Genomic DNA, 25,739 nt, shown 5'->3' on the forward strand with positions numbered 1-25,739 from the left:
CGAATCGTCCGCGAAGGAATCTTGACCAGCGAGCGGGTGAATGCCCTCTCGCCCAATGCCGAGCTGTTCTACCGCCGGCTGATGTCAGTGGTGGACGACTTCGGGCGTTACACCGCAAACCTGACGCTGCTAAGGGCGTCCTGCTACCCGCTGAAGCTGGATAGCGTGAAAGAAGACTCGATCTCCAAACACCTGGCCGAGTGCGTTGGTGCAAGGCTGATCGTTCTCTACACGGTCGCAGACAAGGCATTTCTGGAATTGCAGGACTTCCGACAGCAGGTAAGGGCCAAAGACAGCAAGTACCCAGCACCTGAGGATCATATGCAAAACACTTGCGTAGCAGATGATTCGCATCCGATAACGGATGTTCACCTAGGCGGAGACGGAGTCGTAGACGAAGACGGAGGCGATAAAGGGGCTGCGTTTGCTTTGCAATCTTCGCCAGTCGAGGCGCCATTCATTGAGATCGCTATCAACACTGGGGCGGGGTTCCCGGTGTCGATGGCTTCAGTGGAAGAGTTCTCCAAGCTCTATCCTGCCGTCGACGTGAAGCAGGAGCTCAGGTCAATGAAGGCCTGGGCCATGTCAAACCCTGCCAAGAGGAAGACACAGAGCGGGATGATGCGCTTCATCAACTCGTGGCTGTCCAAGGCGCAGAACCAGGCGCCGCCCCGGCGGAGCGCACCGCAGGAACCGCAGAAGGGAGCCCTGCCGAGGTTGAGCGCATGACGACCCTCGAAGCCAACCACCGCGCCGCCATCCACCAGGTCGAGCGCCAGGTGCTGCACACGGCGATGTGCCGGCCGTCCAGCATCGCCGACATGCCGCTGCAGCCGGCTCACTTCGGCAACGAGGCACACGGCCAGCTGTGGGAGCTGATCCGCAGCATGGACGCCGGCGGAAAGCCGGTGGACGCGGTGACGATCTCAGACGTGGCCGACCGCATGGGCAGCCCGCGACTGAGCGAGCTGGCGATGCTGATCGGCGTCGACCGCGACCTGTACCCCAGCAGCCAGCCTGCCTATCAGGCGTCGATCCTGCTGGCCGCGTGGCGTGACCGTGAGGCTCTGGCGATCGCGCGAGAGCTGCAGGAAGGCGCGCAGGCTCGGCAGGAGGACGCAGTGGACGCCGCGATCCAGCGGTTGATGACGCTGCACGCCGCCGACCGCAGCTACGAGCACACTTCGCAGTCCGCGCTCGACGCCGCGGTGGCCCAGGCCATGGAAGCCCAGCGCAATGGAGGGAAGCTGATCGGCGTGTCCACCGGCATCTTCGACCTGGACGAGGCGCTGGGCGGCTTCCACGACAGCGACCTGATCATCGTTGGCGCGCGCCCGGCCATGGGAAAGACGGGCTTCCTGCTCGGCGCTACCGCCGCCGGTGCGAAGGGTGGGGCGGTAGGCCTGATTTCTGGCGAGCAACCCGCTGACCAGGTCGGCCTGCGCTGGTTGGCCGCTGGATCAGGCGTCAATGTCGGTCGCCTGCGCGCCGGTAAGTTCCGCCACGACGATGTCGGCTCGCTGCTGCACGCCGCCGAGCAGTACGGCGCGCTCCCGGTGCGCATCCACGACCGGCCATCGCCAGATATCACCGAGGTGGTGCGCGAGGCCCGTCGGTGGAAGCACCAGTTGGGAATCCGCGCACTCTACGTGGACTACTTGCAGCGCATCGAGATCGCATCGATGTCCCGCGCACCAAAGCACCAGCAGGTGGGCAGCATCACCCGCAGCCTGAAGAATCTGGCCCGCGATTTGCGGATCCCGGTGGTGGCGCTGGCCCAGGTGAACCGCGAGGCCGATGGAGAGCGGCCGCAGATGAAGCACTTGGCCGACAGCTCGGAGATCGAGAAGGAAGCCGACCAGATCATGATGCTGTGGCGCGACCTGTCCAACCCGCAAGCCGAGCGCACAGCAGCAGAAATCAACGTGGTGAAGAACCGGCACGGAAACATCGGCGTGGTTCCGGTGACCTGGCACGGTGGTTCGACGTCCTATGTCAACCGCAGCGCTGCCGATGAACTCGGGGATGCCACATGACCGCGATGACAGCAGCAGCGCGCAAGATCCGCGCGAAACGGGCCAGCCGGCCAATCTACGCCATCTGCCTGCGCCTGGTCGATCCGGCCACGGGCGAGGAGATCGGTGCGTTTGCCCCGAGCAACGACATCGATCGCAGGCTGGCCAAGGACCGAGGCTACCGCGTCGGGCATGAGTACCGGCTGGAGATCAAGGCCTCGCGCAATGCCGCGTTCCACAGGTTGGCCCATGTCATCGGGCACCTGCTGGTCGACAACGTCGAGGCGTTCCGTGACCTGGACGCGCATGCGGCGCTGAAACAGGTGCAGCTGGAGTCGGGCATCTGCTGCGAGATGGTGGAGATGGACGCCAGCCCGGTGGTGAGGGCGCTGCTGGATGCCGCAGAGACGGTGTTGGGCGCGGGCGCGCGCAAGGTGCTGTCGGGCGTGCTGCCTGAGATCCGCACCATTCCGGTGAAGGTGGCGCAGTCCCTGGCGTTCGATTCGATGGAGGAGGAGGACTTCGCGTACTTCTTCAAGGGCATCACCGCCTGGATCGGTGACCACTACGCACACGTCATGCTGGAGGACGTGCGCGCGGACTACTGGCGGATGGTCAACGGCCGGCAGCAGGAGAGGGCGGCATGAACGAAATCGAGAAGCGGGCGCGGGAGCTGTTCGAGGCAGCCCGAGGCCTCTACAACGCAACCATCGGCGATCCTGCTGTGACCATCCGCTGCGAGTCAGCGGCGTCGCGGGATGCCGTCGCCGCGGCCGGTGCGCGGCTTCGGCTCGCACTGCTCGATCAGCGACCCACACTCATCCCTGCCGACGACCTGCAGGTCGTTACGTCTTCCGCACCTGGGGCACATGAAGTGCAGCCCGAAGCTGTCGATGTTGGGCTCGACCTGGCCGAACCCGGTAAAGACGCTGTGGCAGGGAATGCACTGGAGCATGGATCCGATGTACGCCCGGAAGGTGACGGCCTGGCTACAGCCGACCCTTCCGCGCGTGACCTCGAAACGGTCGAGCGAGTGGCGAAGGCCATGCAGGCTGCGGAGCAGGCGCAATCGGGTTGGACGTGGGAGGACTGCTCGCCCATCGAGGTTGAAGGCTGGATGGATCTGGCGCGCGCTGCCATCGCTGTCCTCGCGCCGCCACAGGGCTACGTGCTGGTTCCGGTCCGGCCCACCGACGCCATGAAGGACGCAGTGGAGAGCATCAAAATGCCCCACGCGTACCTGCGGACTGGCATCAGGATTGCGGATTTTCACGAGCGATATTCCGCCATGGTCGCCGCTCGCCCGGAGGTGCCCCTTGGCTGACGTGCATATCGACATCAGCGGCGAGGACGGGGAGCTGTCCGTCGTGAATCCTATTGCCTTCGACATGCAGATCGCCGGTTGCGGCCTGTGCATCGACATGACCCACGAGCAGGCTGCGGAACTGTACGCGCAACTGGGCCAATTCTTTGGCGATGACAGAGAGGTGCAGTTGTGAAGCGCGGACGCTCAACGGGCAACCCGACCATTGCTCAGCAGCAGCGGATGGATGCCATCACCGAGATTGGCTGCATCGTCTGCGACGCGCTCGGCCACGGCTTCATGCCTTGCCAGGTGCATCACCTGCTGGTCGGCGGCAAACACGGGCAGAGGCGGCGGGGCCACGACTTCACCATCGGCCTGTGCCCATGGCACCACGTCGGTGAGCCGATGGCCGGCCTCAGCCATTCGGCCTGCGCTGACCGATATGGCCCCAGCTATGCCCGCGAACCGCGCCGGTTCCGGCAGGAGATCGGCACCGACGACTACCTGCTGGACCTGCAGAACACCCTGATCGAACAGCACCTGGAGAAGACCTCATGGCGACCCGCCGCCTGATAATCAGCATCGACCCCGGCCGGACCGGCGCCATCGCCGCGCTGGTGGACGGCGCGCCCGGTCCGGTGATCGACATGCCGCTGCTGACCGTCGGCGAGAACGAGGAGGTCGACGCCCGCGGCATCGCGCTTTTCATCCGCGCGGCGAAGGAAATGAACCCGGGCGCAACCTTGTCCGGCGTCATCGAACGCGTGAGGGCGATGCCCCCGAAACGCGGCGCCGACGGAAAGGAGGAGCGTCGGGCCGGCCCTCAGTCGTCCTTCAACTTCGGCGACCACTACGGCAAGGCCAAGGCGGCATTCGAATTGCTGGGGATTCCCTACCTACGCGCGGAGCCGGCGAGCTGGAAGCGGCGCTTCGGGCTGATCGGTCAGGACAAGGATGCCGCCCGTCTGCTGGCCATCCAGCGTTTCCCGGCGGCCGCCCATCTGCTGAACCTGAAGAAGCACAACGGCCGGGCCGACGCGCTGTTGATCGCCCTGTGGGCCGAACACCAGCTGGCCATGGGAGCGGCTGCATGAGTGACGACAATGTCGTGCTGCTGCCGGTCAAGCCGAAGAACGCCCCGACGGGTGAGCTGACCATCGTTAACCGCTACGGCGGCTGCCAGCACAGTCACTTCCTGATTGATGAGCGCGCATCGGAAGTGACCTGCCGGGACTGCGGCGAGAAGCTCAATCCTGTTTGGGCTTTGGCGCAGTTGGCCCGCGAGGACAGCGGCCTCATCCAACGCTGGTCTCTCCTCTCGGCCCATGTCCGCCTGCTGGAGGGCCGCACGAAGGTGAAGTGCACCAGCTGCCAGAAGATGGTCACGATCCCCAGCGGGGTTTCCGATTGGAAGGTCATGGACCTGGCTGATCGCATCCGCAAGGAGGAGGGCCTGTGACGCCGGCCGAACTGCGCATGCAGAAGCGCTACCGGTCACACCTGCGGAAACACGGCCGTTGCTCGGTCTGCCATTTCCGCGCCGCCGGCGCGGCGGGCTTCCACTGCAAGGGCTGGCCCGACCGGGCTGGCACCTGCGACACCGACGGCAAGCTGCCGACGTTCCGATTCGATGACGCCGTACTGGAGGGCATGCGCGATGCGCAACACTGATCCGCTGACCGAAGAACTGCGCCGCTGGGGACATGCCCAGGTGAATCGGTTTGCCCTGAGCCGCGCCGACCGCAGCGCGCATGTGCTGGAGCGGGCGCGGGACATGGCACCGAAGACCCCCGAGCGTGCGATGCGAGATCTAGTTGCGCGAGACGGTGCCGACCGCCGACGCCTGATGGCCGCCGGGAGCGGCGTCAAAGGACTGCGCATCGTACCGATGTGGGCGGCCGATCCGGTTCGGGCATCCAATGATGCTGACCATCCCCACGACAATCCTGAGATTGCGGTCGATGTGGGTATCCCTGACGAACTCCGATGGGTGGACCGAGCGCTGTCGTCACTGCATCGCCACAATCTCTTGAGGGCGATCATAGTGAGAGTGGAATTCACTAGCGCCGTAAGCCAAGCGATCAAGGCTCGCATGGCATGCGAACTGTTCGAAAAGGAAATGGCGCTTCGGCTTGGCATTGAGCTGTCTGAAAGGCAGCAGGACAAACCTCCGGCACTCACTACCCGCCAGTACCGGTACGAGCTATCGAGGGCGTTGGATCTTCTTCGTGGAATGAGGTGGACAGACGCCGCTTGACAGTGACGGCAGCAAATGGTCGAATTCTGCAACTGTCAAGAATTGTCCCTGAAGCCCCGGCCCTGCGCTGGGGCTTCTGCGTTTCCGGGACCCGAACACCGATCAACCACCGCGCCGAATCCCCCTCCGCTCGCCGTGAGGCGATTGGGGCTGGCGTCTACGCAACCGGGCGGTTTGCACCCCTGGCGCTACGGCGCAGGGAAGCGCCTAGGCAGCGGTGGTGATCGGCCCTCTGCGCCCGCAGCCCCCCCGGACCAACCACACCGTGCAGCGAAGCCGGTCGAGGGGCGGGCACCCCACCTCGCGCGAGGTTCCGCTCCAGAGCGGTGATCGCGCACCTATCGATGGAGACACCATGGTGAGCACCGAAACCGTAGCCGCCGCCATGGGCGCCGGCCAGTACGCCAAGCCGCTGGAGGACGTCTGCATCCAGTTCGGGATCGTGACCGCGCTGCAGAAGGCGCACTTCCTGGCCCAGGTCGCGCACGAATCGGATGGCTTCCGCACGGCCTCCGAGTACGCCTCGGGCAGGGCTTACGAAGGCCGAGCCGATCTGGGCAATGTGCAGCCGGGCGACGGAGTGCGCTTCAAGGGCCGGGGCCTCATCCAGCTGACTGGGCGCGAGAATTACGCGACCTTCAGCCATGCGATGGGGCGGGGCGATTACTTCCTGCGGGAACCGGGCGCTGTGGCGATGCTGCCCTGGGCTGCCACCGCTGCTGGCTGGTTCTGGCAGCGCAAAGGTCTGAACGCACTGGCCGACCGCGACGACGTCGTGGCGGTGACCAAGCGCATCAATGGCGGCACCAACGGACTGGAAGATCGCAAGCTCCGGCTGGCGCAGGCCAAGAAGCTGTTCGGCCTCGCATGACGGCCGCCAAGAAGAGGGCCAAGCTCTCGCCGGTCAACCAGCTGCAGGGCGTGCTGGTGGTGCTGGAGAACCAGAAGGCCAAGAACCCCACCGCCGAGTTGCTGCTGGCCATCCGCGAGATGGTGAGCGACGCACTGGCGGTGCTGCAGGAGCCGGACCCCACCAAGCAGCGCATTGCGTTTGTGCTGCTGGCGGTCCAGCAGTCGACCCAGGTGGCGGTGAAGGTGGTGCGCGGCAAGCGCCTCACCCGGGTGACCATCATCGACCAGCCGCTCTATCACTGGGCGCTGGAGGAAATTCACTCACTGGCAGGTGCGGCATGACCTTCGCGACCCGCAACATCGGCGCCGCGCGCGTCGGCATCGCCGTGCTGGTGCTGTTCCTGCTCGGCATGGCCATGGCCGCCCTAATTGCGGTGGCAATCCCGCCGGAGAACAAGGACTCGTTCGGCATGCTGATCGGCGGTCTGAACAACGCTACCGGCATGGTCATCGGTTACTTCTTCGGTATGACCCGCAAGGGTCCGGGGGCCTGACATGAACCGGATCGCCATCTACCTGCTGGTGTTCGTCGCTTGGTCGGCTGGCATGTTCGGTGCCGGATGGGCCTGGCGTGGTGACCAGGCTGAGCGCGACGCATCTGACAAGTTGCTATCAAGTACCGCGCAAGCTTTACAGCAAGAGCAGTCGGTGCGGGCCACTGAACACCAGCAGGCCGACACCCTGGCCACCATCGGAGCCAAGCATGAAGAAGATCGCACTGCGGCCACGGCCGTCCCTGCTGCTGTTGCTGCTGGCGTGCGTGATGGCAGCCTCCAGCTGCGCGACGACCTCGCCACCTGCAATACCGCTCGCCTGTCCGAAGCCGTCGCCGGCACCATCGAACGTGATGCGCACGCCCAACTACGAGCAGAGGTCGCGGGTGCTCTTGTTCAAATCGGGCGTGACGCCGACGACCACGTACGGGCTTGCCAAGCCATCGTTACCGCAGACCGGACCGAGGTGACGCGATGAGTCGTTCCGCGTGGATTGCTTGGGTCATCGCCGTGACGATGATCCTGTTTGGCCTCTGGCTGGTAGATCACAGTTTCACCGGGGCGCTGATGTGCATCGGTGTGGCGTTGCTGGCGATGGTGTGGGTGGTGATGGATATTCCTCCCCGGAGCGCGCGAGGGGGCTGAACTATGGGCGCGAAGAAGACCACCGCCGACAAGGCGGTCGGCCTGACCCCGAAGCAGCAGCGCTTCGTGCTGGAGTACCTGAAGGATCACAACGGCACGCAGGCGGCCATCCGTGCTGGTTACAGCGAGAGCACAGCCCGGCAGCAGGGATCTCGGTTGCTGACCGATCCGCGCGTGCTGACCGCTGTACGTGCTGGCCAGCAGAAGGTGGCCAACAAAGCCGAGGTGACCGTCGACAGCCTGATGGCCGAGCTGGAGCAAGCTCGGAAGTTGGCGCTGAAGGAGAAACAGGCCAGCGCGGCGGTCACCGCCACGATGGGCAAGGGAAAGCTGGCCGGCCTGCTGGTGGAGAAGCACAAGCACAGTGGCGCGATCGGCACCTACAACCTGAAAGACCTCTCTGACGATGATCTCGACAAGCTTGAACAGATCCTCGGTCCGCTTGCCGACGCTGGCGGAGATCCGGGCGGAGCGGGCGAGGAGGGCGGCTGACGCCGAGCGCGAGCGCCTTGCCCGCGATGGCGAGGCGATCAGGCAGCGCTGCACCACACTGGCTGGCTTCATCCGTGAGGCATGGCCGGCTCTGGAGCCAGCACAGCCGTACGTGCACGGCTGGCACATCGATGTCCTGTGCCAGCACCTGGAAGCGATCACCGACGGACAGATCACCCGGCTGCTGATCAATATTCCGCCGGGGACCATGAAATCGCTGGTGGCCAGCGTGTTCTGGCCGGCATGGGAATGGGGCCCGCGGGGACTGCCGTCGATGCGCTACCTGACGACCTCCTATGCGGAGAAGTTCGTCAAGCGCGACAGCCGGCGCATGCGCGACCTGGTGCAGTCGGAGTGGTTCAGCAGTCTCTGGCCGGAGATCGAGCTTAACCGGTCGGGCGAGATGTCTTTCGCCAATTCGAAGATGGGCAACCGCGAAGGCATGGCGTTTGCCAGCCTGACCGGTGGCCGCGGCGACCGGGTGATTATCGACGACCCGCATTCAACGGAGACGGCGGAGAGCTCGGCGGAGCGCGCGACGACGACCCGCATCTTCCGCGAGTCGGTGCCTACCCGACTGAACAACCCGGCCACGTCTGCAATCGTTGTGATCATGCAGCGCCTGCACGAAAAGGACGTGTCGGGGCAGATCCTGGACCTCGGGCTCGGGTATGAGCACCTGATGCTGCCGATGGAGTTCGAACCAGAGCGCCGCTGCCGGACGTCTATCGGGTTCGAGGATCCGCGCACTGAGGATGGCGAGCTGCTGTTCCCTGAGCGCTTCCCCCGCGCGGTGGTCGAGCGCGACAAGAAGATCCTGGGCAGCTACGCGGTGGCCGGCCAGCAGCAGCAACGGCCAACCCCGCGCGACGGTGGCAAGTTCAAACGGGACTGGTTCGAGGTCGTGGAGGCAGCGCCGGCGATCCTGGCAGCGCGGAAGGTGCGCCGCTGGGACTTCGCCGCCACGGATCCTAAGCAGCAGAAGAAGAAGGTTGACCCCAACTACACAGTCGGCCTGCTGTTGGGAGAAGTCGGCGGCGTTTACTACGTGCTCGACGTAGTGCGCGACCAGAAGTCGCCGGCAGGCGTGGAGACGATGCTGAAGAACACCGCGCTGCAGGACGGCAAGGCCATCAAGGTCCGGATTCCGCAGGACCCTGGCGCCGCCGGCAAGAGCAACGCCGCGCATCAGATCAAGCTGCTGGCCGGCTGGGACGTGAAGGCAGCGCTGGAATCCGGATCCAAGGAGGTCCGGGCAACGCCGGTTGAGGCTCAGGCCGAAGCCGGAAACATCAAGCTGGTGAATGGCCCATGGGTGGCGGCGTTCTTGGATGAGATCGCCGAATTCCCCAACGCAAAGCACGACGACCAGGTGGACGCGCTTTCGGGCGCTTTCGCTGAGCTGGTCACCGGCAGCACCTACAACCTTGGGAACGCGCTCTGATGGGCAAGCTCACGCAACTCAAAGATGGGCTGGTCAATCTGGTGGCCAACCTGGGTACGCCGCGCGACAAGGCGGCGGCTACCTTCTACGGCGTGCCGACGTTGTCGGAACAGGAGGCGGATAACGCGTACCGCGGCACCTGGCTGGCTCGGAAGGTGATCGACATCCCGGCGATGGACAGCTGCCGGAAGTGGCGCGGCTGGAGCGCAGACCAGGAGCAGATCACCGCCATCGAGGCAGAGGAGAAGCGGCTAGGCCTGCAGCAGAAGGTGCTGAGGGCGATGATCCGCGCACGGCTCACTGGCGGCGCCGCGCTCTACATCGGCACGGGCCAATCGGACCCGATGCTGCCGCTGAAGCCTGAGTCCATTGGCAAGGGCGGGATCCGCCACATCAACGTGCTCTCGAAGCGCGTACTGCAGGCGGGCGAGCTGGACCTTGACCCGGAATCGCCGGGGTACGGCCTGCCGGCCTTCTACACCCTGACCAGCGGTACGGCTGGCCAAGTGCAGATCCACCCGTCGCGCCTGGTGATCCTGCACGGTGCGGAGAAGCCGGACCCAGAGTTCGGGATCAGCGACGGATGGGGCGACTCGGTGCTGCTGGCGATCAGCAAGGCCATCAAGGATGCCGACGCCAGCGCCGCGAACATTGCCTCGCTGGTCTTCGAAGCGAAGGTCGACGTCATCAAGATCCCGAACTTCATGTCCATGCTGGCGGACAAGGAGTACGAGCAGCAGGTACTGCAGCGGCTGCAGCTGGCGGCCATGGCGAAGGGCATCAATGGCACGCTGCTGCTGGACGCCGGCGAAGAGTACGAGCAGAAGCAGGCGCAGTTCGGCGGCCTGATCGACCTGCTGATGGGCTTCATGCAGCTGACCTCCGGCGCGTCGGACATCCCGATGACCCGCCTGCTGGGCCAGTCGCCGGGCGGCCTCAACGCCAGCGGCGAGAGCGACCTGCGGAACTACTACGACCGCATCAGCAGCAACCAGGAGCTGGTGCTGCAGCCGGCGCTGCAAGTGCTTGACGAGTGCCTGATCCGCTCGGCGCTTGGCAGCCGGCCGGCTGAGGTGTTCTACAACTGGCGCAGCCTGTGGCAGACCACCGACACGGAGCGCGCAGCCATCGGCAAGAGCACTGCCGAGAGCATCAAGATCATTGCCGATACGAGGCTGATCCCGGAGAACGTGCTGGCCACTGTCGCAGTGAACATGCTTACGGAGGCCGGAATTGCTCCGGGCCTGGAAGCCGAGATGCTGGAGTACGGCAAGTCGACGCCGCAGGAGGAAAGGGGCGAGGACGACGACGAGGAGATCGCAGCGGTAGTGCCGGTGAAGGACGCGCAGCCGCGGTCGCTGTACGTCAGCCGCAAGGTGGTGAATGCCGACGAGATCGCGGTCTGGGCGAAGGAGCAAGGCATCACCGATCTGCTGGACGACCTGCATGTGACCATCGCCTACTCGCGCCAGGCCTTCGACTGGATCAAGGCCGGCAATGCCAACGAATGGAGCAACGGCGGCAAGGACGAACTGGTCATCCCCGAGGGCGGCCCGCGCGCGGTCGAGCCGCTGGGCGGTATGTCTGCCGTGCTGCTGTTCGCGTCGTCGCAGCTCTCCTGGCGGCATGAAAGCATCATCCGCGCTGGTGGTTCCTACGATTGGCCGGAATACACCCCGCACATCAGCCTGACCAAGGCGACCGTCGACCTGTCGAAGGTCGAGCCCTACCGCGGCCGCATCGTGCTGGGCCCGGAAATCTTCGAAGAAATTCGAGAGGACTGAATCATGGAGATCTTCGACAGCTTGGCGCTCGATGCGTCCGGGCTTGCATTCACGCGCGACGGTTTCCTGGTCGGCGATGCCAAGGTCAGCCGCGCGGGCAACGTGCAGCAGTACCTGGGCCGCGAGCTGGGCCTGACTGGCGACGACGCTGGCCGGGTGTTCGGGGTCTACCGCGATCCGGCCACGGTGTTCGATGAGGACAGCATGCGCTCGCTGGTGGGCCGGCCGGTCACGCGCGGCCACCCGCCGAAGGGTGTCACAGCCGACAACTGGAAAGAGCTGACGGTCGGGCAGGTTGGTGGCCGTGTGGTGCGCGATGGCGAACACGTAGTTGCCCCCATGGCGATCATGGACGCCGCATCTGCGAAGGAGGTGTTCGCAGGCGCGCGCTCGCTGTCTGCCGGCTACTCGGTGGAGATCGTCGCCGATGAAGGCGTGGCGCCCGACGGTACTCCGTACCAGTACCGCCAGGCCGGCCCGTTGCGCTTTAACCACGTGGCCTACCTGCCAGACAACAACCCGCGCGCCGGCAACACCCGCATGGGTGATTCGCAATGGGGCCCGGCCCCGCTCACGCAGTACGAACTCGCGCTAGTCGACCGGGCGCGTGGTCAGCAGCACCAGCACGGCGACGACCACAATCCATCTACGAGGAAAGAACCCATGAGCGACAAGACCATCTTGGTCGATGGGCTGTCCGTCGTCACCAACGACGCCGGCGCCCAGGCCATTGGCAAGCTGCAGCAGCAGCTGAAGGACGCGCAGACCGCCGCTGGCACTGCCGATGCTGCCAACAAGGTTGCCATCGATGCCAAGGACGCGGCTATCGCCAAGATCGAGGCCGAGCGCGATGCCCTGAAAGCCAAGGTGCTGAGCGACGCCGACCTGGATCAGCGCGTGCAGCAGCGCGGGGACCTGATCGCCAAGGCCAAGGCTGTGCACGACGCCGACTACAGCGGCAAGACCGATGCCGAGGTCCGCAAGATTGCCGTGGTCGCCAAGCTTGGCGATGCCGCGGTGGCGGGCAAGGCCGACGCCTACATCGAGGCCCGCTTCGACATCCTGGCCGACGAAGCCAAACCGGTCGATCCGGTCGCCCAGGCGCTGCGCGACAGCTCCACCCACCGCCAGCCCGTGAAGGACAACGGTTACGCCGCGGCCGTCGCCGCCCTGGATTTCCGCACCGCTGGCCAGAAGGAGGACTAAGTCATGGCACTGCAGATCAACTATCCGGACACCCAGCCGGCCGCCATTGCGGGCGCGCCGGCCACCATGCTGCCGGCCACCGAGATCTCCCGCACCGTCGAAGGTGCAGCCATCGCCTTAGGCAAGGCCGTGGAGCAGGGCGCCACCGACAAGTCGGTTAAGACCTTCGCCGGCGGCAAGTATGTCGGCATCGCGATGCTGGACCGCTCGGCATCGGGCCTGACGGTCACGGCGGGCCAGGTAACCGGCCGAGCCACCGATGCGTTCGGCGTGGGTGAGTCGGCCCGTGTCCGCACCAAAGGCGACCTGTGGGTGACCGCCGCAGTGGCGGTGGCCGCAGGCGACGACGTCTACCTGACCGCCGCCGGCGCGTTCACCAACGTGGCAACCGACAACACCGCCATTCCTGGCGCCCGCTGGGACACCAGCACCACCGCCGCCGGTCAGCTGGCCGTCGTCCGTCTCGGCTAAGGAGCCCACCACATGAGCGCAATTCCCCTGATCGACGCCCAGGCAGCCCTGGGCTTCGTGATCGCCCAGGCCTCCATCATCGAGCCGGGCATCTACCGCACCATCTACCCGGACGTGCAGTACCGCACCCTGGTGCCCGTTGACACCACCGGCAGCGAGTTCGCCACGTCGGTGACCTACATGTCGCAGGACCAGTACGGCAAGGCCGACTGGATCAACGGCAATGCCGATGACATCCCGAAGGCTGGCACTGTCCGCTCGAAGTTCGAGACGCCGGTCTACACCGCTGGTATCGGCTACGGGTTCGGTTGGGAAGAGATCGGCCGCGCCCAGATGCTGGGCATCAACCTGTCGACCGAAGATGCAGCCGCCGCACGCCGTGCGTCTGAAGAAATGGTCGATCGCGTCGCGCTTCTGGGCGATGCCAGCAAGGGCTTCACCGGCCTGTTCAATGCCGCTGGCGTGACCCCCGTCGCTGCGCCGACCGGCGACTGGCCGAATGCCACGCCGGACCAGATCGTGGCCGACATGAACCAGTCGCTGCTGAACATCTTCAACGGCACCAACACCGCTTCCATCGCGGATCGCCTGCTGCTGCCGTGGTCGCGATACTTCCACATCGCGACCCGCAAGATGAGCGACAACAGCGACAAGACCGTGTTGGAGTGGTTCCGCGCGAACAACATCTACACCGCGCAGACCGGCCAGCAGCTGACCATTCGCGGCCAGCGCGGTCTGGACACCGCAGGCGTCGGTGGAGTGCCGCGCCTGGTCGCTTATCGCTACGACCCGAACGTGCTGAAGCTGCACATGCCGATGCCGCACCGTTTCCTGCCTGCGTACCAGTCCGGCCCGCTGCGCTGGGACATCCCGGGCGTGATGCGCCTGGGCGGCCTGGACGTTCGTCTGCCGAAGGAAGTCGTCTACCTCGACGGCATCTGATCCGCACGGCCCCGGCCACGCGCCGGGGCCTCACTGGAGCGAAGCATGAAGATCACGAACAACCACAAGGGCCCGCTGGGCCTGCCGGACGGCACCATCCTGCCGCCGGGCGAGGCCACCTCGATCGCGAACTGGGATGCCCTGAAGAGCAACGCGGTGGTGCAGGGCTGGCTGAAGGGCAAGATCCTCAGCGCCGAAGGCGGCAAGCCCAGTGCACCGGCACAGGAATCGCTGCTCGGCTCCAACGTGCTGCCGGCCAACATCGAGCTGGCCGATGGCGTCTCCGTGCAGTTGGGCGAAGTGGTGCGCCAGGCCTTTGAGCACACTGGCCTGACCGCTGCCGACTGGAACGCGCTGGAAGAAGGCGACCGCGAAGCGGAGCTGGCGGCAATGGTGCGCGAGCTGCAGTCCCGTGCGGAAGCCGACGCCGAGGCCAAGAAGGGCGAAGCCGCCGCCGCCGCGGAAGCCGAGAAGGCCAACGCGACCACCACCGCGCAGAACCCGCCGGCGGAGGACAAGAAGGATGCGCTGATCGCGCGCGCCAAGGCGCTGGGCATCGATGCCAAGGGCACCTGGGGTGTGGCGAAGCTGGAAGGCGCCATCGCCGACGCCGAGGCCAAGAAGGGCGAGGGCTGACCATGTACGGCACGCTGGAAGGCGCGAACAGCTACCACCAGGCGCGCGGTAATGCCGCTTGGGCTGCCGGCACCGAGCAGGCCCGCGAGGGTGCGCTGATCCGCGCCACGGATTACATCGACGGCCGCTACCGGATCCTGCTGGCATCTGGCCGCTGGGCGTCGATGTTCCCCGGCGTGCGTACGGCCGGGCGGGGCCAGCCGAACGAGTGGCCCCGCACCGGTGCGATCGACTATGACCGTGACCCCATCCAGCCGGATGAGGTGCCCGATGAGGTGGAGCGCGCAGCCTACGAGGCGGCCCTGCGGGAGCTGGCCAGTCCGGGCAGCCTGTCGCCGGACTACGTGGCCACCGAGGCCGTAACCAAGGAGAAGGTCGGCCCCATCGAGGTCACCTACGCCGATGCCACGGCCGCTGGCCAGGTGCCGAACAGGCCGGTGGTGCCGGCCATTGACGAGATCCTGGCACCGTTGCTGCGGACGCCGGCCACGTTCCCTGCTGTGAGGGTTGTCTGATGGAGATGCTGCGCGGCGTCCACATCGCTGGTGACGGCCGTGGCCCCCGCCGCGTCCTTCTAAACGGGCGTGAACTGTCTGGGGTCGTCTATGCGGACACGGATCGGGGAATCGTCCGCATTTTCGACGACCCGCCAAAGCTGCATCGCCACGGCAAGCGCATGGTGGAGCGCACAGCCAGGGGCATCGTGGAGGTCTTTCCCATGGAGATGGGCGCATGACGGCCTTCTACGACCGCATGCAGGCCACGGCCGAGCGGCTGATTGCCCGCTTCGGCTACGCCACCAAGTTGGAGCGCGACGGTGCCCCGACCGGGCCGCCGCACAACCCGCAGCCGGGCGAGCCGACGCAGCACGACTGCAAGGTGGTGGAGCTGGAATACAGCCTTACCGACCGCGATACCACGCTGGTGCAGCAGGGCGACAAGCTGGGCCTGATCTCGACCGCAATGGACATCCAGCCCGGCAAGGACGACCGGCTGCTGCTGAGTGGCCAGCTGTATCACTTCATCGACCTGCAGCCGCTCTCCCCGGGTGGCCAGGTCCTCCTCTATGAATTTCACGCCCGACGCTGATGGCCGACTACACACCCCGCGAGCTGGAACTGCTGGCCCGACGCCTGGAACCGGCAATGCGCCGTGCATTCGAGCAGGCCATCGCAGGCGTGCGCGCGCAGGTGCAGCTGGACCTGCTTGCGAGCCTCCTGCAGGCCGGGCAGGTGGATGCCGTGCTCGAGGCGTTGGGCTTCAACGATGAGCGCTTCTCGCCGCTGGCCGAACAGGTGCGCCAGGCCTTTGCCACTGGCGCAGAGGTCGGCATGAAGGAGCTGCCCACCCTGTCGCTGCGGCAGCAGGTGCGCGGGCGGTACAACCCGGCCAACGACACGCCGCTCCTGCGTTTCGGGTTCGACATGCGCAACCGCGGCGTAGAGAGCTGGCTGCAGACGAACTCCTCGCGTCTGATCACCGGTGTGGTGGAGGATCAGCGGGTGCTGGTGCGTCAGCACCTGGTGCGCGGCATGGCCGCCGGCACCAACCCGCGCCAGACGGCGCTGGAGCTGGTCGGCAGGGTGGGCGAGACCGGCCGCCGCAGTGGCGGCATCGTTGGCCTCACCGCGCAGCAGGCGCAGTTCGTGGCCAATGTCCGGCAGCAGCTGGCCAGCGGTGATCCGGCCCAGATGGCGGAGTACTTCGGCCGCAAGCGGCGCGACAAGCGCCTGGACGGAATCGTCAGCCGGGCCATCAAGGCCGGGAAGCCGGTGGCGCCGGCAGATGTCGAGAAGATCGCTGCGCGCTATTCGGACAGGCTGCTGGCGCTGCGTGGCGAGATGATCGCTCGGACTGAGTCGCTGACGGCGATGGCAGCCGGCCGCGAGGAAGCATTTCGGCAGCAGATCGAGAGCGGCCGCCTGGCGCCGGAGAACGTCGAAGGCACGTGGTCGGCAACCGGTGACGACAGGACCCGCCACAGCCACCAAGCGATGAACGGCCAGGTTCGCCGATTCGGTGAACCGTTCCAGACGCCCAGCGGCGCGTTGATGCGGTTCCCTGGCGACACCGCGCTCGGTGCCGGGCCGGAGGAAACTATCGGCTGCCGCTGCATGAAGCAGTACCGGGTGAACATGGCGGCGGAGGTGAAGCGTGGCCAATAAATTCGGAGCCCAGGTCCGGGCCTTCACGGAGAAGGCCAAGGCCATGCAGGGCGTGATCTTCCGCGAGTCGGCCACCAAGCTGATGGAGGAAGCCGGCACGCCCGAAGGGCAGGGCGGGAAGATGCCGGTGGATACCGGCTTCCTGCGCAACTCTGCCGCTGCGTCGGTCGAGGGCATGCCATCGGACAGCGCGCAGGCCCCGGAGGTGGTGTTCGCCACCATGGAGCTGGGGCAGACCGTGTGGGCTGGCTGGACCGCGAAGTACGCCATGCGCATGGAGCACGGCTTCCAAGGCGAGGACAGCCTGGGCAGATCCTACGCGCAAGCGGGCAAAGGCTTCGCCCGCGCGGCGGCCCAGCGCTGGGATTTCATCGTGGCCGAGGTCACCGCCGACGTGAAAGGACGGATGGGATGAGCGACACCGCGATCTATGACGCATTCGCCACGCTGGTGGGGCAGTTCGCTGCTGCGCAGACGCTGGACTGCTCCTACCCGGGGCAGGGGTTCAAGCCCCCCACCGGCAACGGCGCTCGATGGCTGGAGCTGCAGTGGTTCCCCAACCGGACCGAGAACTACGGCATCGAAGACGATGGCCCGTTCCTGATGCAGGGGTTCGGCCAGCTGTCGGCCTGCTACCGGCCGGGGCAGGGGATCATGGTCGGTACTGCGATCACGGACCAGATCATCGCCGCCTTCGCCAAGGGCACGACCTTTGCCGGCATGCGGGTGGAGAGGAAGCCCTGGACCTCCAGCATCATCCAGGACCCGGAGCGGGTCATGCACCCGGTGACCATCCCGTGGCGGGGATTCGTTTCGGGGTAGACTCCGGCCATGAGCCCCAAGCCGCCCAACCTGCACCTGGTCAGCAGCAACGAGATCCCGAACGAGGGTGAGCTGCAGGCCATGCGCGATGCCATCACGCGCATGAAGCGGAACCGGCAGCTGCTGGACGAGTTCTGCGCCGAGCAGGCGCGGTTCGTCCGGGCGGAATACCTGGCCTATGTGGAGGCGGGGTTCACTCGGCCGCAGGCCATGCAGCTGGTGGCGGCCAAGCTGGGTCCAGCCAAGAAGTAACGACAGAACCGACCGCAAATTATTCCCGAATCTATTCCAGAGGCCCGCTCACCAGCGGGCCTTTCGCTTTTCCAACGACCCCGCCCCGTGGCGGGTTTTTTTACGCCCATCGCGAGGAGATACGGCTATGGCCGCTGAAGCAAAGACCAACGCAGGTACCAAGCTGCACATCTGCGCCACCCCCAAGAACACCGACCTGACCGAGACCGAGTTCAAGGCCCTCACCTTCGTGCAGGTGAAGAAGGTCGGCAGCATTGGTGAGCGCGGCATCAATACCAACATCGTCCAGTACGACACGCTGGACACCCTGGTTGCGCTGAAGGGCAAGGGCATCACCAATGCGGGCGACCCGCAGGTGGAGGTGGCCGAGGATCTGACCGACCCGGGCCAGGTGGCGCTGCGCGCTGCGGGTGCGCCCAATGTGCCGGACGCCTACGCATTCAAGGTGGAGCGTGCCGATGGCTCGATCGAATACCTGCGCGGCCTGGTCGCCGGCCCGAACGTGACCGGCGGCCGCAATGAGGACTTCGTCCTCAACACCTTCACGCTGGCGCTGAACCAGGCGCCGATCACGGTGCCGGCCCCGACCACGCCGTAACCCGAACACCTCGGGGGATAGGGCGGCCGCCTGACAAGCCGGAACTGATCCGGCCGGCTTCCCCCGGGGCTCACTACCGGATCGACATCAAGGATCCCGAACATGACCGAACTGACCAACATCGTCGCGGCCGAGCGCCGCCTGGACATCGTGCACCCGGCCACCCAGGAGCCAGTGGGCCTGGTGCTGATCCTGCTGCCTGACAGCCACCCGCAGGTGAGGGCCGCTGGCCGCAAGGCGATCAACGACCGCATCAACCACCGCGGCAAGGTGGGTGCCGAGCAGATCGAGGCCAGCCGCATCAGCATGCTCTGTGCATCGATCGGTGGCTGGGAGTGGCAGGGGGAGCTGACCTTCCACGGGGAGAAGCCCGAGTACAACCCGCAGACCCTGCAGCAGCTGCTCAAGGAACTGCCGTGGGTGGGGGAACAGGTCGACGTCGCCCTGACCGACCGGGCGGAGTTCTTTCGCCGACCTGACGAAACGGACGGCTGAGGCCGTCTACATTGCCGTCCGCTACGACATGGCGGATGAGAACGGCGAGACCCGGCGCCAGCGCAATGCGCGCTTCGGTATAGCCGAATCACCAGAGCTGGAGGTCCCGGACGCGGTTGCCCACGTCTGGGGCTGGTTCTGGGAGCTATCAGGGCGCAGGCACAGCGGCCCGGAAGCGTTGACCTTTGCTGACATCGGCCAATGGGCCTCGCTCCTGCAGCTCGAACTGCTGCCGGAGGAGGTCCAGATGCTGATGGCGATGGACGACCAGTACCTGCGCGCAGTGCGCGAAGACCAGAAGGCCGCGCGCGAGCGGGCAATGCAGAACAACGGGAGCCCCTGATGGACATCGCAGAGCTTGGGTACAAGGTCGACAGCAGCGGCCTGGTGGAGGGCACCAAGGCCCTAGACGAGAATGCCGCTGCTGCTGACCGCGCTGGTGGTGCTGCTGATCGGCTGGACCGTGAGTACTCGGCGCTGGCCAGGACGGTGGAGCGTTCCTCGAGCGCGCTCGGTGACCGTCTGGGTGGCGCGCTGGACCGCATCGGCACCGGCACCGGGGCGGTGATCACCGAGCTGCAGACGCTCAACCGAACCAACGCCGAGATCCTGGCCTCGCTGGGCGCGCTCGACGGCAAGCTGGCCAGCACCGCCGCCCAGGCGCAGGCCTACGGCGCCGCCGGCGCTGCTGCAGCTGCATCGACCGCCCAGGTGGCCACGGCCAGCCAGCAGCTGGAAAAGCAGCTGGCCGACCAGGACGCGAGGCTGAAGGGCGTTGCCCAGCGCGCCATGGAATGGGCGGCAAGCAACCGTGAGGCGAACCTGTCCGAGCGTGCCTTGGCCGAGGCTGCGCGCGACGCTGCCCTGGGCATCGACCACAAGGCGCGGGCGCTGGCGGGTGCTGGCAGTGAGCAGGACCGCATGGTCGCCCGTGCTCGCGCTCTGGAGGAGGCCGAGGCACGGGCAGCCAACGAGGTCCGTCAGGCCGCTGCCGCTGCCGAGGCGCAGCAGATCAACCTGAAGCAGCTGCTGGGCCAGATCGACCCGACCGTGGGCGCGCTGAACCGGCTGGCTTCCATGGAGGAGCGACTGGAGCGGGCGCACAAGGCGGGCCTGGTGAACCCGGCAATCTTCGATCAGTACCAGAACAAGATCGACGCCATGCGCGCGTCCGTGCTCAATGCAACGGGTGCGCAGAACGGCATGGGACAGTCCGCCAAGCAGCTGCAGAACAATCTGCGCATGATCCCCATGCAGGTGACCGACATCACCACCAGCTTGGTGAGCGGCCAGCCGGCGTGGATGGTGGCGATCCAGCAGGGCGGCCAGCTGAAGGACCAGTTCGGCGGCATCGGCCCTGCGGCGCGTGCCGTGGGCGGATACGTGCTCGGGCTGATCAACCCGTTGACGCTGGCTGCCGCCGCGCTGGCGGCGCTGACCATCGCCGCAAAGCAATCGGAAGACCAGCTGTTCGACTTCCAGAAGGCGCAGATCCTGAGCGGCCAGGCCTCATCGGTCGGTGCTGCCGGGTTCCTCGAACTGGCCAGCAGCATCGACCAGCTGCAGGGCGTTTCCCGCAGCGGCGCTGTGGCCGCGCTGACAGAGACGGCAAAGGCCGGGCGATTTGCCGGGGAGCAGTTCGAGATGGTGGCGGCTGCGGCTGCACGCATGGAGGCATCCACGGGCCGCTCTGCGCAGGAGACGATCCGAGCATTCGAATCGATCGCCAAGGAGCCGGTGGACGGGCTGTTGAAGCTCAACGATGCAGAGCGATTCCTGACCGCCGCGCAGCTGCAGCGCATTGTCGCTCTGAAGGAGGAGGGGCGAATGCAGCAGGCAGCGAGTGAAGCGATGCAGATCTTCGCAGCCCACCTCAACGATGTGGCGGACCGTACCGAAGCGGTGATGCCGGAGATGTCCAAGGGCTGGCGGGGCATCAAGGACGACATCAGCGGCGCGTGGGGCGCGCTTGGCAGCTTCACCAGTGCGGTAGTCGACTTGGCTGGGGAGTGGGGCGTTCTTGCCCGCCTGCCACGTCTGAGCGACGTTCTGGGCCTCGGCGTTGCCGGTGGATCACTGGTCAAGTGGGCCGGCCTGCCATCTCTGTCGAAGGCGCTGAATGACGCGGCTGCAGCGATGCGCGGCTTGCCGCCGCTGCCCAAGCCTATCGATGAGGGCGGTGCACTGGATCCGCAGACCGCCCGTGACCTTGCCGCCGTGACGCAGGAGCGCGCCACGGCTGAGCAGGCCGCTGCCGAGGCGATCAATGCTCAGGTAGCGGGCCTCGACCGGGCCAGCGCCCGTGAAGCGGCACGCCTCAAGATCATCGCGCAGTACAACAAGCTGGCCGACAACGATGCCCGACATTTCGACGGGTCCATGCAGAGGCTGATCGCCAAGGCCCAGGCCGACGTCGACAAGTCGTTCAACCGACGCGACGGCGTGGGCAAACGCAACGGAGACGACAGTGCCGCGCAGAACATGCTGGCCGCTGCCCAGCGGCAGATCGAGGCGAACAAGCAGCTGGTGGAGACCGGCGTCAAGGTGACCGAGAGCGAGCGCCAGGCGATGGCGATCGAGCAGGTGCTGGCCAAGGGTAAGAACACCATGACGGCGTCCACCCGGGCGCTGCTGACGGCAGCGAGGGAGGAGCTGCTGGCGTCCGGCCAGAAGGCTGCGGCGTACACCAAGGAAAAGGAGGCGGCTGAGGCATTGGCCCGGCAGCAGGCAATCCTCGCGCAGGCCAGCAGCAACCGGGCACGCTCCAACGAGCTGGACCTGATGGGCATGGGACGTGGGTCGGATGCGGTGGGCATGCTGCGCCGGCAGCTGGACATCCAGCGCGAGTATCAGGACGAGCTGAAGCGCATCGGCAGTCAGGACGTGGCCAAGGACAAGGAAGCCTGGGCTTTGATGGCAGCCAACGCAGCTGCGTACCGCGACAGTGAGCTGGCCAAGGAACGCACGTTCCAAGAGCAGCGCCTGGCGATGCTGAGCGACTGGCGCGCGGGCGTTCAGCGCGCATGGGAGGACTACTCCTTCGCCGCCAGCAATGCGCTGGAGCAGGCCAACAGCGTGATGAACACCGCACTGAGCAGCTGGGAGGATGCCTGGGTGCGGCTTGCCCAGACCGGGAAGCTGTCGTTCCGTGACATGGCCAACGCCATCATCGCGGACCTCGCCCGCATCGCAGCCAAGCAGGCGGCGGTCGGCCTCATCAACGCAGTCGCGAGCGCTTGGGGCGGAGGTGTCACCGCGGCGGGCAATGCGGCGGCCACCAGCGGCACGCAGAGCATCAATGAGGGGTTGCTGGCCGGTTACGGCGGCGGAAGGGCGCGCGGTGGCCCGGTGAGCGGTTCCACGCTGTACGAGGTGGGCGAGGGCGGCAAGCCTGAGCTATTCAACGATGGCCGAGGGCGCACGTACCTGATCCCGGGCAACGACGGCCAGGTCATTCCTGCAGCGCCTGCCGCAGCGGCCGGTGCGGGCCCTGCTGGTGGTGCTTCCGTGATCAACGTGAACGTGGTCGTCAACAGCGATGGCACCACCGAGACCGATGCGGACACGTCTCTGATGAACCAATTCGGCAAGGAGTTGGGGCAGTTCGTGGACATGAAGATCAGGGACGCACAGGTCAAGTCCATGAAGCCTGGCGGTGTGCTGCACTCGATGGGGGCCGGCCGATGACCGATACCTTTACCTGGCGACCCACCAGCACCGGCGGCAGCACGATCAAGGACGTGGTGAAACGCGCCCAGTTCGGTGATGGCTACCGGCAGAGCGCTCCGGATGGCATCAACCCGCGCAGCCGTAGCTACCAACTCACCTTCACCGGCTCCAAGACGATGGTGGATCAGATCATCGCTTTCCTCGATGCCCACGTCGGGCGCTCGTTCTTGTGGCAGAGCCCGCGCGGCCTGCTGCTTTTCGAGTGCACAGCGCAGGGCGAGCCGTTCCCCAACGGCTTGGTGCACAGCATCACGGCCACCTTCGAACAAACGTTCCAGCCGTAAGGGATCAACATGGCACGCCAAGTAATCGACACCACGACCGACCACGGGTCCTACAAGGGCGACCCAGCCAAGATTGCATTTGACAAGGCAAACGCGAACTTCGCGGAACTGTATGGGAGCGGCAAGAATCTAGTGATCAATGGGGGCCTGCACTGGTGGCAGCGGGGTACAACCCGTGCAGCATCTTCCGTCGCCGATTTTCTTGCCGATCGCTTTGGATTCGCTGCGGCGGGAACAACCATTGCCGCCAGCAGGATCGGGCGCGAAGGCCTGCCAAGCCCAGACGCACTTCCATCGGGAGTGGCTGCGGGGCTGCGCATTCAAGTGGCATCCGGTGCTGGTGCTGCGAACTACGCAGTGGCCAGAACTCGCCTGGAGGATGTCCGCCAGCTTTCGGGAAAGAAGGTCACTCTCAGCTTCTATGGATTCTGCGAGTCGGGAACTTTCAAGGTTGGATTTGAGGCGTCGCAGTTGTTCGGCGCAGGCGGGAGTGCTGAGGTTACTGAAGCTGCAAAGCAGTCATTCACGCTTACTGCTTCCCCCCAACGCTTCACATTTACCTTCACGCTTCCAAGCGTGGTGGGGAAAACAGTTGGGGATCGCAGCAGTACTTCGCTGAATTGGTGGCTTGATGCGGGGTCGAACTTCGCCAGCCGTGCCAGCGCTGCTGGACAGAAGAGCGGAGCAGTAAGGATTTGGGGGATTCAGCTCGAAGAGGGCGAGTACGCCTCTGAATTTGAATGGCGCTCGCCAGCACTGGAGCTGCTGCTTTGCCAGCGCTACTGCTACGAAATGCGCCTGCCCGCCGGAACAGCTTTTGCTCCGGTGTTTCGCCTCAGCGCGACATCAATCATTGGGTGGTTGGACACGTCAGTCGACATGGCGACGGTCCCCGCAGTTCGGCTGGCATCGGGCCAGATCGGCTTCTCGGACGGTGCAGCAGTGACTTCCGTTTCTCTCACCCCTGCGAGCAACCGGCGAGTAGCAATTGTGGGGAACGTGGCAAGCGGGACGGCTGGAAGCTCCAGCTACATAACGGGCCTGGTCTCGGATCCGGCGCGCCTGCTTTTCGACGCGGAGATCTGAACATGTATCAGTTGACCAGCAAGCCAGACGTTGTTCTTTGCGTTGAAACTGGGGTGTTCATCCCAGCCGCGCATAGGCTGTGGGACGACTATGTAGAATGGTGCCGGTCCGGGAATACGCCGCTTCCCGCTCCGTCTCCCTACGCCTTGCACAGCCCTCAGCACTACCAGGCAATTCGTTCTGCTGCGTGGGACTGGATGACCGCATGGGTGAAGGACCGCCGCTACGACAGCATTGAGACGTGCTGCAGCTACTTCAACAGCAGCGTGCCGCGCTATCGCGATGAAGCCCGGGCGATGGTCGCGTGGCGTGACGCGGTGAATCAGGAGCTGGAGGCACTGGTGCTAGCCGCCCCCGCAGGCATCGAGACCTGGGAGCAGGTTCGGGCGCTGCTGCCACAGCCGGAGACCTTCGACTGGCCCGGCGAGGTGTCGCTGCCGCTGGGCACGGGTGAAACGGCGGTGCTGGAATGATCACCGCCGATGCCCAGCAGCTCGAGCCGGGCGGCCGCGTCACGGTCTACGAGCTGGACGCCAGCAGCTTCGGCGCCGACCAACTGTTCTTCCACGCGCACCTGCAGTCGGGCGTGATCTGGTGGCAGGGGCAGGAGTACGGCGCCTGGCCGATTGAAGCGACCGGTTTCGAGCGTACCAGCGACCAGCCGCCGAACCCGAGGCTGAAGGTCGGCAACCTGGACGGCCGGATCGCGGCCATGTGCATGCTCTACGGCGACATGGTCGGGGCCAAGGTGATCCGCCGGCAGACGCTGGTGAAGTATCTCGATGTGGCCAACTTCCCTTCGGTCCCGAACAGGGTCAGGAACAGCGCCAATGCGATGGCATCAACGTGGAGTAACCTCGGAGCAAGCGCGACAGTAGTGCCGCCCATCACCGTGGATGGAGTCACTTTCACAGATCCGGCGCTTGTAGCCAGCACCGTAGTGGGCAGTTACATCCGCCGAGTCGCAGGCATGTGGAACACCACCGCTGTCGCTGCCAACAAGCAGGTGACCACCACGGCATACTTCAAGTTCGGCACGTCGGGGGCTTTTCGACTCCACTTCACCAACCCGACGACTGCAGGTGTGCGTGACTGCTTTGTCTGGGGTCGTGCCACTGATGCCTGGCCAACCATCAACTTGCCATTTACTGCGGGGCAGGCCGAGATAAAGGAGTACAAGGATCTTGGCAACGGCGTTAGGAAGCTGGTTGTCGTCGTCACCTACGCCGAAGCGGGAAGTGGCGCGCCCACTTATGGAATCGGCCCGCACTCGTTTGTAGTAGGTCAGAACGTCACGATACTAGGGATGCAGGTTGAGGACGGTGCAGCTGCAACGCCGTTCAAGATTACTTCCGCTGATCCCGAAAAGGACCGCAACCCCACCGCCGACCCCAACGAGCACTTCCTGGACGAGATCTGGTTCATCGAGCGCAAGGTGGCCGAGACGAAGGAAGTGGTCGAGTTCGAGCTGACCACGGCCATCGACCTCAACGGCGAGCAGCTGCCCGGTCGTCAGATCATCTCGGGCGTGTGCGGCTGGTTGATCCGGGGCGGTTACCGCGGCCCGTTCTGCGGCTACACCGGGCCGGCCGTGGCTGACGTCAACGATGTGCCGACCACCGACCCAGCACCGGACCAGTCCGGGGGCGGGGTGAGGAGCGACAAACTGCCCTTCCAGGCGAGCACGCCGCGACCCGATGGCCG

General features: G+C 65.6%; 37 protein-coding genes. All 37 read left to right on the top strand.

Features of this window, described 5'->3' with window-relative positions; all coding sequences use genetic code 11:
• Window positions 1-21 precede the first annotated feature (21 nt).
• Window positions 22-729: a hypothetical protein gene (locus tag QRO95_RS06105; protein ID WP_285301948.1), complete on the top strand. Its 708-nt coding sequence runs from the start codon at window positions 22-24 to the stop codon at window positions 727-729.
• Window positions 726-2,036 (top strand): replicative DNA helicase, encoded by a 1,311-nt coding sequence (locus tag QRO95_RS06110; protein WP_285301949.1) that lies wholly within the window; start codon window positions 726-728, stop codon window positions 2,034-2,036. Before QRO95_RS06105 ends, QRO95_RS06110 begins: the two co-directional genes overlap by 4 nt.
• Window positions 2,033-2,662, top strand: a complete 630-nt coding sequence (locus QRO95_RS06115; RefSeq protein WP_285301950.1) for a hypothetical protein — start codon at window positions 2,033-2,035, stop codon at window positions 2,660-2,662. The genes QRO95_RS06110 and QRO95_RS06115 overlap by 4 nt, the downstream gene beginning before the upstream one ends.
• Window positions 2,659-3,339: a hypothetical protein gene (locus QRO95_RS06120; protein WP_285301952.1), complete on the top strand. Its 681-nt coding sequence runs from the start codon at window positions 2,659-2,661 to the stop codon at window positions 3,337-3,339. The genes QRO95_RS06115 and QRO95_RS06120 overlap by 4 nt, the downstream gene beginning before the upstream one ends.
• On the top strand, window positions 3,332-3,514 hold the full coding sequence (locus QRO95_RS06125; RefSeq protein ID WP_285301953.1) for a hypothetical protein: 183 nt from the start codon (window positions 3,332-3,334) through the stop codon (window positions 3,512-3,514). The genes QRO95_RS06120 and QRO95_RS06125 overlap by 8 nt, the downstream gene beginning before the upstream one ends.
• Window positions 3,511-3,894 carry a Ref family recombination enhancement nuclease gene (locus QRO95_RS06130; RefSeq protein WP_285301954.1) on the top strand — a complete coding sequence of 128 codons (384 nt, stop codon included), beginning with the start codon at window positions 3,511-3,513 and terminating at the stop codon, window positions 3,892-3,894. Before QRO95_RS06125 ends, QRO95_RS06130 begins: the two co-directional genes overlap by 4 nt.
• Entirely contained in the window at window positions 3,876-4,415 is a 540-nt protein-coding gene (locus QRO95_RS06135; RefSeq protein ID WP_285301955.1) for a hypothetical protein, read from the top strand. Before QRO95_RS06130 ends, QRO95_RS06135 begins: the two co-directional genes overlap by 19 nt.
• A complete protein-coding gene (locus QRO95_RS06140) occupies window positions 4,412-4,780 on the top strand; it encodes a hypothetical protein (RefSeq protein WP_285301956.1) in 369 nt (122 codons plus the stop codon). Before QRO95_RS06135 ends, QRO95_RS06140 begins: the two co-directional genes overlap by 4 nt.
• Window positions 4,777-4,992, top strand: a complete 216-nt coding sequence (locus QRO95_RS06145) for a hypothetical protein (protein ID WP_285301957.1) — start codon at window positions 4,777-4,779, stop codon at window positions 4,990-4,992. Before QRO95_RS06140 ends, QRO95_RS06145 begins: the two co-directional genes overlap by 4 nt.
• Window positions 4,979-5,578, top strand: coding sequence for a hypothetical protein (locus QRO95_RS06150; protein WP_285301958.1), 600 nt, complete (start codon window positions 4,979-4,981; stop codon window positions 5,576-5,578). The genes QRO95_RS06145 and QRO95_RS06150 overlap by 14 nt, the downstream gene beginning before the upstream one ends.
• Before the next feature lie 355 nt (window positions 5,579-5,933).
• Entirely contained in the window at window positions 5,934-6,449 is a 516-nt protein-coding gene (locus QRO95_RS06155) for a hypothetical protein (protein WP_285301959.1), read from the top strand.
• Window positions 6,446-6,772, top strand: a complete 327-nt coding sequence (locus QRO95_RS06160; RefSeq protein ID WP_164158292.1) for a hypothetical protein — start codon at window positions 6,446-6,448, stop codon at window positions 6,770-6,772. The genes QRO95_RS06155 and QRO95_RS06160 overlap by 4 nt, the downstream gene beginning before the upstream one ends.
• Window positions 6,769-6,984 (top strand): hypothetical protein, encoded by a 216-nt coding sequence (locus tag QRO95_RS06165; RefSeq protein WP_043034789.1) that lies wholly within the window; start codon window positions 6,769-6,771, stop codon window positions 6,982-6,984. The genes QRO95_RS06160 and QRO95_RS06165 overlap by 4 nt, the downstream gene beginning before the upstream one ends.
• Before the next feature lies 1 nt (window position 6,985).
• Entirely contained in the window at window positions 6,986-7,462 is a 477-nt protein-coding gene (locus QRO95_RS06170) for a hypothetical protein (RefSeq protein WP_197659309.1), read from the top strand.
• Window positions 7,459-7,629, top strand: coding sequence for a hypothetical protein (locus QRO95_RS06175; protein WP_197659310.1), 171 nt, complete (start codon window positions 7,459-7,461; stop codon window positions 7,627-7,629). The genes QRO95_RS06170 and QRO95_RS06175 overlap by 4 nt, the downstream gene beginning before the upstream one ends.
• 3 nt (window positions 7,630-7,632) lie before the next feature.
• Window positions 7,633-8,121 (top strand): terminase small subunit, encoded by a 489-nt coding sequence (locus QRO95_RS06180; RefSeq protein WP_285301961.1) that lies wholly within the window; start codon window positions 7,633-7,635, stop codon window positions 8,119-8,121.
• Window positions 8,072-9,565, top strand: a complete 1,494-nt coding sequence (gene terL / locus QRO95_RS06185; protein ID WP_285301962.1) for a phage terminase large subunit — start codon at window positions 8,072-8,074, stop codon at window positions 9,563-9,565. The genes QRO95_RS06180 and terL overlap by 50 nt, the downstream gene beginning before the upstream one ends.
• Entirely contained in the window at window positions 9,565-11,349 is a 1,785-nt protein-coding gene (locus QRO95_RS06190; protein WP_285301963.1) for an anti-CBASS protein Acb1 family protein, read from the top strand. The genes terL and QRO95_RS06190 overlap by 1 nt, the downstream gene beginning before the upstream one ends.
• 3 nt (window positions 11,350-11,352) lie before the next feature.
• Window positions 11,353-12,555, top strand: coding sequence for a DUF2213 domain-containing protein (locus QRO95_RS06195; protein WP_285301964.1), 1,203 nt, complete (start codon window positions 11,353-11,355; stop codon window positions 12,553-12,555).
• A gap of 3 nt (window positions 12,556-12,558) precedes the next feature.
• Window positions 12,559-13,026 carry a hypothetical protein gene (locus QRO95_RS06200; protein WP_285301965.1) on the top strand — a complete coding sequence of 156 codons (468 nt, stop codon included), beginning with the start codon at window positions 12,559-12,561 and terminating at the stop codon, window positions 13,024-13,026.
• Between the two features lie 12 nt (window positions 13,027-13,038).
• Window positions 13,039-13,968, top strand: a complete 930-nt coding sequence (locus QRO95_RS06205) for a DUF2184 domain-containing protein (RefSeq protein ID WP_285301966.1) — start codon at window positions 13,039-13,041, stop codon at window positions 13,966-13,968.
• Window positions 13,969-14,013: 45 nt separating this feature from the next.
• Window positions 14,014-14,604, top strand: coding sequence for a hypothetical protein (locus QRO95_RS06210; protein WP_285301967.1), 591 nt, complete (start codon window positions 14,014-14,016; stop codon window positions 14,602-14,604).
• A gap of 2 nt (window positions 14,605-14,606) precedes the next feature.
• Window positions 14,607-15,119, top strand: coding sequence for a DnaT-like ssDNA-binding protein (locus QRO95_RS06215; RefSeq protein WP_285301968.1), 513 nt, complete (start codon window positions 14,607-14,609; stop codon window positions 15,117-15,119).
• Window positions 15,119-15,340: a hypothetical protein gene (locus QRO95_RS06220; protein WP_285301969.1), complete on the top strand. Its 222-nt coding sequence runs from the start codon at window positions 15,119-15,121 to the stop codon at window positions 15,338-15,340. Before QRO95_RS06215 ends, QRO95_RS06220 begins: the two co-directional genes overlap by 1 nt.
• Complete coding sequence (locus tag QRO95_RS06225; RefSeq protein ID WP_285301970.1) at window positions 15,337-15,693, top strand: hypothetical protein; 357 nt, start codon at window positions 15,337-15,339, stop codon at window positions 15,691-15,693. The genes QRO95_RS06220 and QRO95_RS06225 overlap by 4 nt, the downstream gene beginning before the upstream one ends.
• Window positions 15,693-16,769 carry a phage minor head protein gene (locus QRO95_RS06230; RefSeq protein WP_285301971.1) on the top strand — a complete coding sequence of 359 codons (1,077 nt, stop codon included), beginning with the start codon at window positions 15,693-15,695 and terminating at the stop codon, window positions 16,767-16,769. Before QRO95_RS06225 ends, QRO95_RS06230 begins: the two co-directional genes overlap by 1 nt.
• Complete coding sequence (locus QRO95_RS06235) at window positions 16,759-17,184, top strand: hypothetical protein (protein ID WP_285301972.1); 426 nt, start codon at window positions 16,759-16,761, stop codon at window positions 17,182-17,184. The genes QRO95_RS06230 and QRO95_RS06235 overlap by 11 nt, the downstream gene beginning before the upstream one ends.
• Window positions 17,181-17,591, top strand: a complete 411-nt coding sequence (locus tag QRO95_RS06240) for a phage tail terminator-like protein (protein ID WP_285301973.1) — start codon at window positions 17,181-17,183, stop codon at window positions 17,589-17,591. Before QRO95_RS06235 ends, QRO95_RS06240 begins: the two co-directional genes overlap by 4 nt.
• A 9-nt stretch (window positions 17,592-17,600) precedes the next feature.
• Complete coding sequence (locus tag QRO95_RS06245) at window positions 17,601-17,843, top strand: hypothetical protein (RefSeq protein ID WP_065183278.1); 243 nt, start codon at window positions 17,601-17,603, stop codon at window positions 17,841-17,843.
• 127 nt (window positions 17,844-17,970) lie between these two features.
• Window positions 17,971-18,441 carry a hypothetical protein gene (locus tag QRO95_RS06250; protein WP_285301975.1) on the top strand — a complete coding sequence of 157 codons (471 nt, stop codon included), beginning with the start codon at window positions 17,971-17,973 and terminating at the stop codon, window positions 18,439-18,441.
• Window positions 18,442-18,543: 102 nt separating this feature from the next.
• Window positions 18,544-18,936: a hypothetical protein gene (locus tag QRO95_RS06255; protein WP_285301976.1), complete on the top strand. Its 393-nt coding sequence runs from the start codon at window positions 18,544-18,546 to the stop codon at window positions 18,934-18,936.
• Between the two features lie 28 nt (window positions 18,937-18,964).
• Window positions 18,965-19,279, top strand: coding sequence for a hypothetical protein (locus QRO95_RS06260; RefSeq protein WP_285301977.1), 315 nt, complete (start codon window positions 18,965-18,967; stop codon window positions 19,277-19,279).
• Window positions 19,279-22,623 carry a phage tail length tape measure family protein gene (locus QRO95_RS06265; RefSeq protein WP_285301978.1) on the top strand — a complete coding sequence of 1,115 codons (3,345 nt, stop codon included), beginning with the start codon at window positions 19,279-19,281 and terminating at the stop codon, window positions 22,621-22,623. The genes QRO95_RS06260 and QRO95_RS06265 overlap by 1 nt, the downstream gene beginning before the upstream one ends.
• Window positions 22,620-22,949, top strand: a complete 330-nt coding sequence (locus QRO95_RS06270; protein WP_121503652.1) for a phage tail protein — start codon at window positions 22,620-22,622, stop codon at window positions 22,947-22,949. The genes QRO95_RS06265 and QRO95_RS06270 overlap by 4 nt, the downstream gene beginning before the upstream one ends.
• A 9-nt stretch (window positions 22,950-22,958) precedes the next feature.
• Complete coding sequence (locus QRO95_RS06275; protein WP_285301980.1) at window positions 22,959-24,035, top strand: hypothetical protein; 1,077 nt, start codon at window positions 22,959-22,961, stop codon at window positions 24,033-24,035.
• A 2-nt stretch (window positions 24,036-24,037) separates the two neighbouring features.
• Window positions 24,038-24,508, top strand: a complete 471-nt coding sequence (locus QRO95_RS06280) for a hypothetical protein (RefSeq protein ID WP_285301981.1) — start codon at window positions 24,038-24,040, stop codon at window positions 24,506-24,508.
• Window positions 24,505-25,739 (top strand): phage minor tail protein L (locus QRO95_RS06285; RefSeq protein ID WP_285301982.1); only part of this gene is annotated, 1,235 nt, incomplete at its 3' end. The genes QRO95_RS06280 and QRO95_RS06285, both read left to right, overlap by 4 nt.

Source organism: Stenotrophomonas maltophilia group sp. Smal13, assembly GCF_030236855.1.
GTDB lineage: Bacteria > Pseudomonadota > Gammaproteobacteria > Xanthomonadales > Xanthomonadaceae > Stenotrophomonas > Stenotrophomonas maltophilia_A.

What these genes read in the sequence shown, in the direction of transcription:
- QRO95_RS06110 (WP_285301949.1), top strand. Translation starts at nt 726, where the DNA reads ATGACGACCCTCGAAGCCAACCACCGCGCCGCCATCCACCAGGTCGAG.
- QRO95_RS06115 (WP_285301950.1), top strand. Translation starts at nt 2,033, where the DNA reads ATGACCGCGATGACAGCAGCAGCGCGCAAGATCCGCGCGAAACGGGCC.
- QRO95_RS06120 (WP_285301952.1), top strand. Translation starts at nt 2,659, where the DNA reads ATGAACGAAATCGAGAAGCGGGCGCGGGAGCTGTTCGAGGCAGCCCGA.
- QRO95_RS06135 (WP_285301955.1), top strand. Translation starts at nt 3,876, where the DNA reads ATGGCGACCCGCCGCCTGATAATCAGCATCGACCCCGGCCGGACCGGC.
- QRO95_RS06140 (WP_285301956.1), top strand. Translation starts at nt 4,412, where the DNA reads ATGAGTGACGACAATGTCGTGCTGCTGCCGGTCAAGCCGAAGAACGCC.
- QRO95_RS06150 (WP_285301958.1), top strand. Translation starts at nt 4,979, where the DNA reads ATGCGCAACACTGATCCGCTGACCGAAGAACTGCGCCGCTGGGGACAT.
- QRO95_RS06155 (WP_285301959.1), top strand. Translation starts at nt 5,934, where the DNA reads ATGGTGAGCACCGAAACCGTAGCCGCCGCCATGGGCGCCGGCCAGTAC.
- QRO95_RS06160 (WP_164158292.1), top strand. Translation starts at nt 6,446, where the DNA reads ATGACGGCCGCCAAGAAGAGGGCCAAGCTCTCGCCGGTCAACCAGCTG.
- QRO95_RS06165 (WP_043034789.1), top strand. Translation starts at nt 6,769, where the DNA reads ATGACCTTCGCGACCCGCAACATCGGCGCCGCGCGCGTCGGCATCGCC.
- QRO95_RS06170 (WP_197659309.1), top strand. Translation starts at nt 6,986, where the DNA reads ATGAACCGGATCGCCATCTACCTGCTGGTGTTCGTCGCTTGGTCGGCT.
- QRO95_RS06175 (WP_197659310.1), top strand. Translation starts at nt 7,459, where the DNA reads ATGAGTCGTTCCGCGTGGATTGCTTGGGTCATCGCCGTGACGATGATC.
- QRO95_RS06180 (WP_285301961.1), top strand. Translation starts at nt 7,633, where the DNA reads ATGGGCGCGAAGAAGACCACCGCCGACAAGGCGGTCGGCCTGACCCCG.
- QRO95_RS06190 (WP_285301963.1), top strand. Translation starts at nt 9,565, where the DNA reads ATGGGCAAGCTCACGCAACTCAAAGATGGGCTGGTCAATCTGGTGGCC.
- QRO95_RS06195 (WP_285301964.1), top strand. Translation starts at nt 11,353, where the DNA reads ATGGAGATCTTCGACAGCTTGGCGCTCGATGCGTCCGGGCTTGCATTC.
- QRO95_RS06200 (WP_285301965.1), top strand. Translation starts at nt 12,559, where the DNA reads ATGGCACTGCAGATCAACTATCCGGACACCCAGCCGGCCGCCATTGCG.
- QRO95_RS06205 (WP_285301966.1), top strand. Translation starts at nt 13,039, where the DNA reads ATGAGCGCAATTCCCCTGATCGACGCCCAGGCAGCCCTGGGCTTCGTG.
- QRO95_RS06210 (WP_285301967.1), top strand. Translation starts at nt 14,014, where the DNA reads ATGAAGATCACGAACAACCACAAGGGCCCGCTGGGCCTGCCGGACGGC.
- QRO95_RS06215 (WP_285301968.1), top strand. Translation starts at nt 14,607, where the DNA reads ATGTACGGCACGCTGGAAGGCGCGAACAGCTACCACCAGGCGCGCGGT.
- QRO95_RS06220 (WP_285301969.1), top strand. Translation starts at nt 15,119, where the DNA reads ATGGAGATGCTGCGCGGCGTCCACATCGCTGGTGACGGCCGTGGCCCC.
- QRO95_RS06225 (WP_285301970.1), top strand. Translation starts at nt 15,337, where the DNA reads ATGACGGCCTTCTACGACCGCATGCAGGCCACGGCCGAGCGGCTGATT.
- QRO95_RS06230 (WP_285301971.1), top strand. Translation starts at nt 15,693, where the DNA reads ATGGCCGACTACACACCCCGCGAGCTGGAACTGCTGGCCCGACGCCTG.
- QRO95_RS06240 (WP_285301973.1), top strand. Translation starts at nt 17,181, where the DNA reads ATGAGCGACACCGCGATCTATGACGCATTCGCCACGCTGGTGGGGCAG.
- QRO95_RS06245 (WP_065183278.1), top strand. Translation starts at nt 17,601, where the DNA reads ATGAGCCCCAAGCCGCCCAACCTGCACCTGGTCAGCAGCAACGAGATC.
- QRO95_RS06250 (WP_285301975.1), top strand. Translation starts at nt 17,971, where the DNA reads ATGGCCGCTGAAGCAAAGACCAACGCAGGTACCAAGCTGCACATCTGC.
- QRO95_RS06255 (WP_285301976.1), top strand. Translation starts at nt 18,544, where the DNA reads ATGACCGAACTGACCAACATCGTCGCGGCCGAGCGCCGCCTGGACATC.
- QRO95_RS06260 (WP_285301977.1), top strand. Translation starts at nt 18,965, where the DNA reads ATGGCGGATGAGAACGGCGAGACCCGGCGCCAGCGCAATGCGCGCTTC.
- QRO95_RS06265 (WP_285301978.1), top strand. Translation starts at nt 19,279, where the DNA reads ATGGACATCGCAGAGCTTGGGTACAAGGTCGACAGCAGCGGCCTGGTG.
- QRO95_RS06270 (WP_121503652.1), top strand. Translation starts at nt 22,620, where the DNA reads ATGACCGATACCTTTACCTGGCGACCCACCAGCACCGGCGGCAGCACG.
- QRO95_RS06275 (WP_285301980.1), top strand. Translation starts at nt 22,959, where the DNA reads ATGGCACGCCAAGTAATCGACACCACGACCGACCACGGGTCCTACAAG.
- QRO95_RS06280 (WP_285301981.1), top strand. Translation starts at nt 24,038, where the DNA reads ATGTATCAGTTGACCAGCAAGCCAGACGTTGTTCTTTGCGTTGAAACT.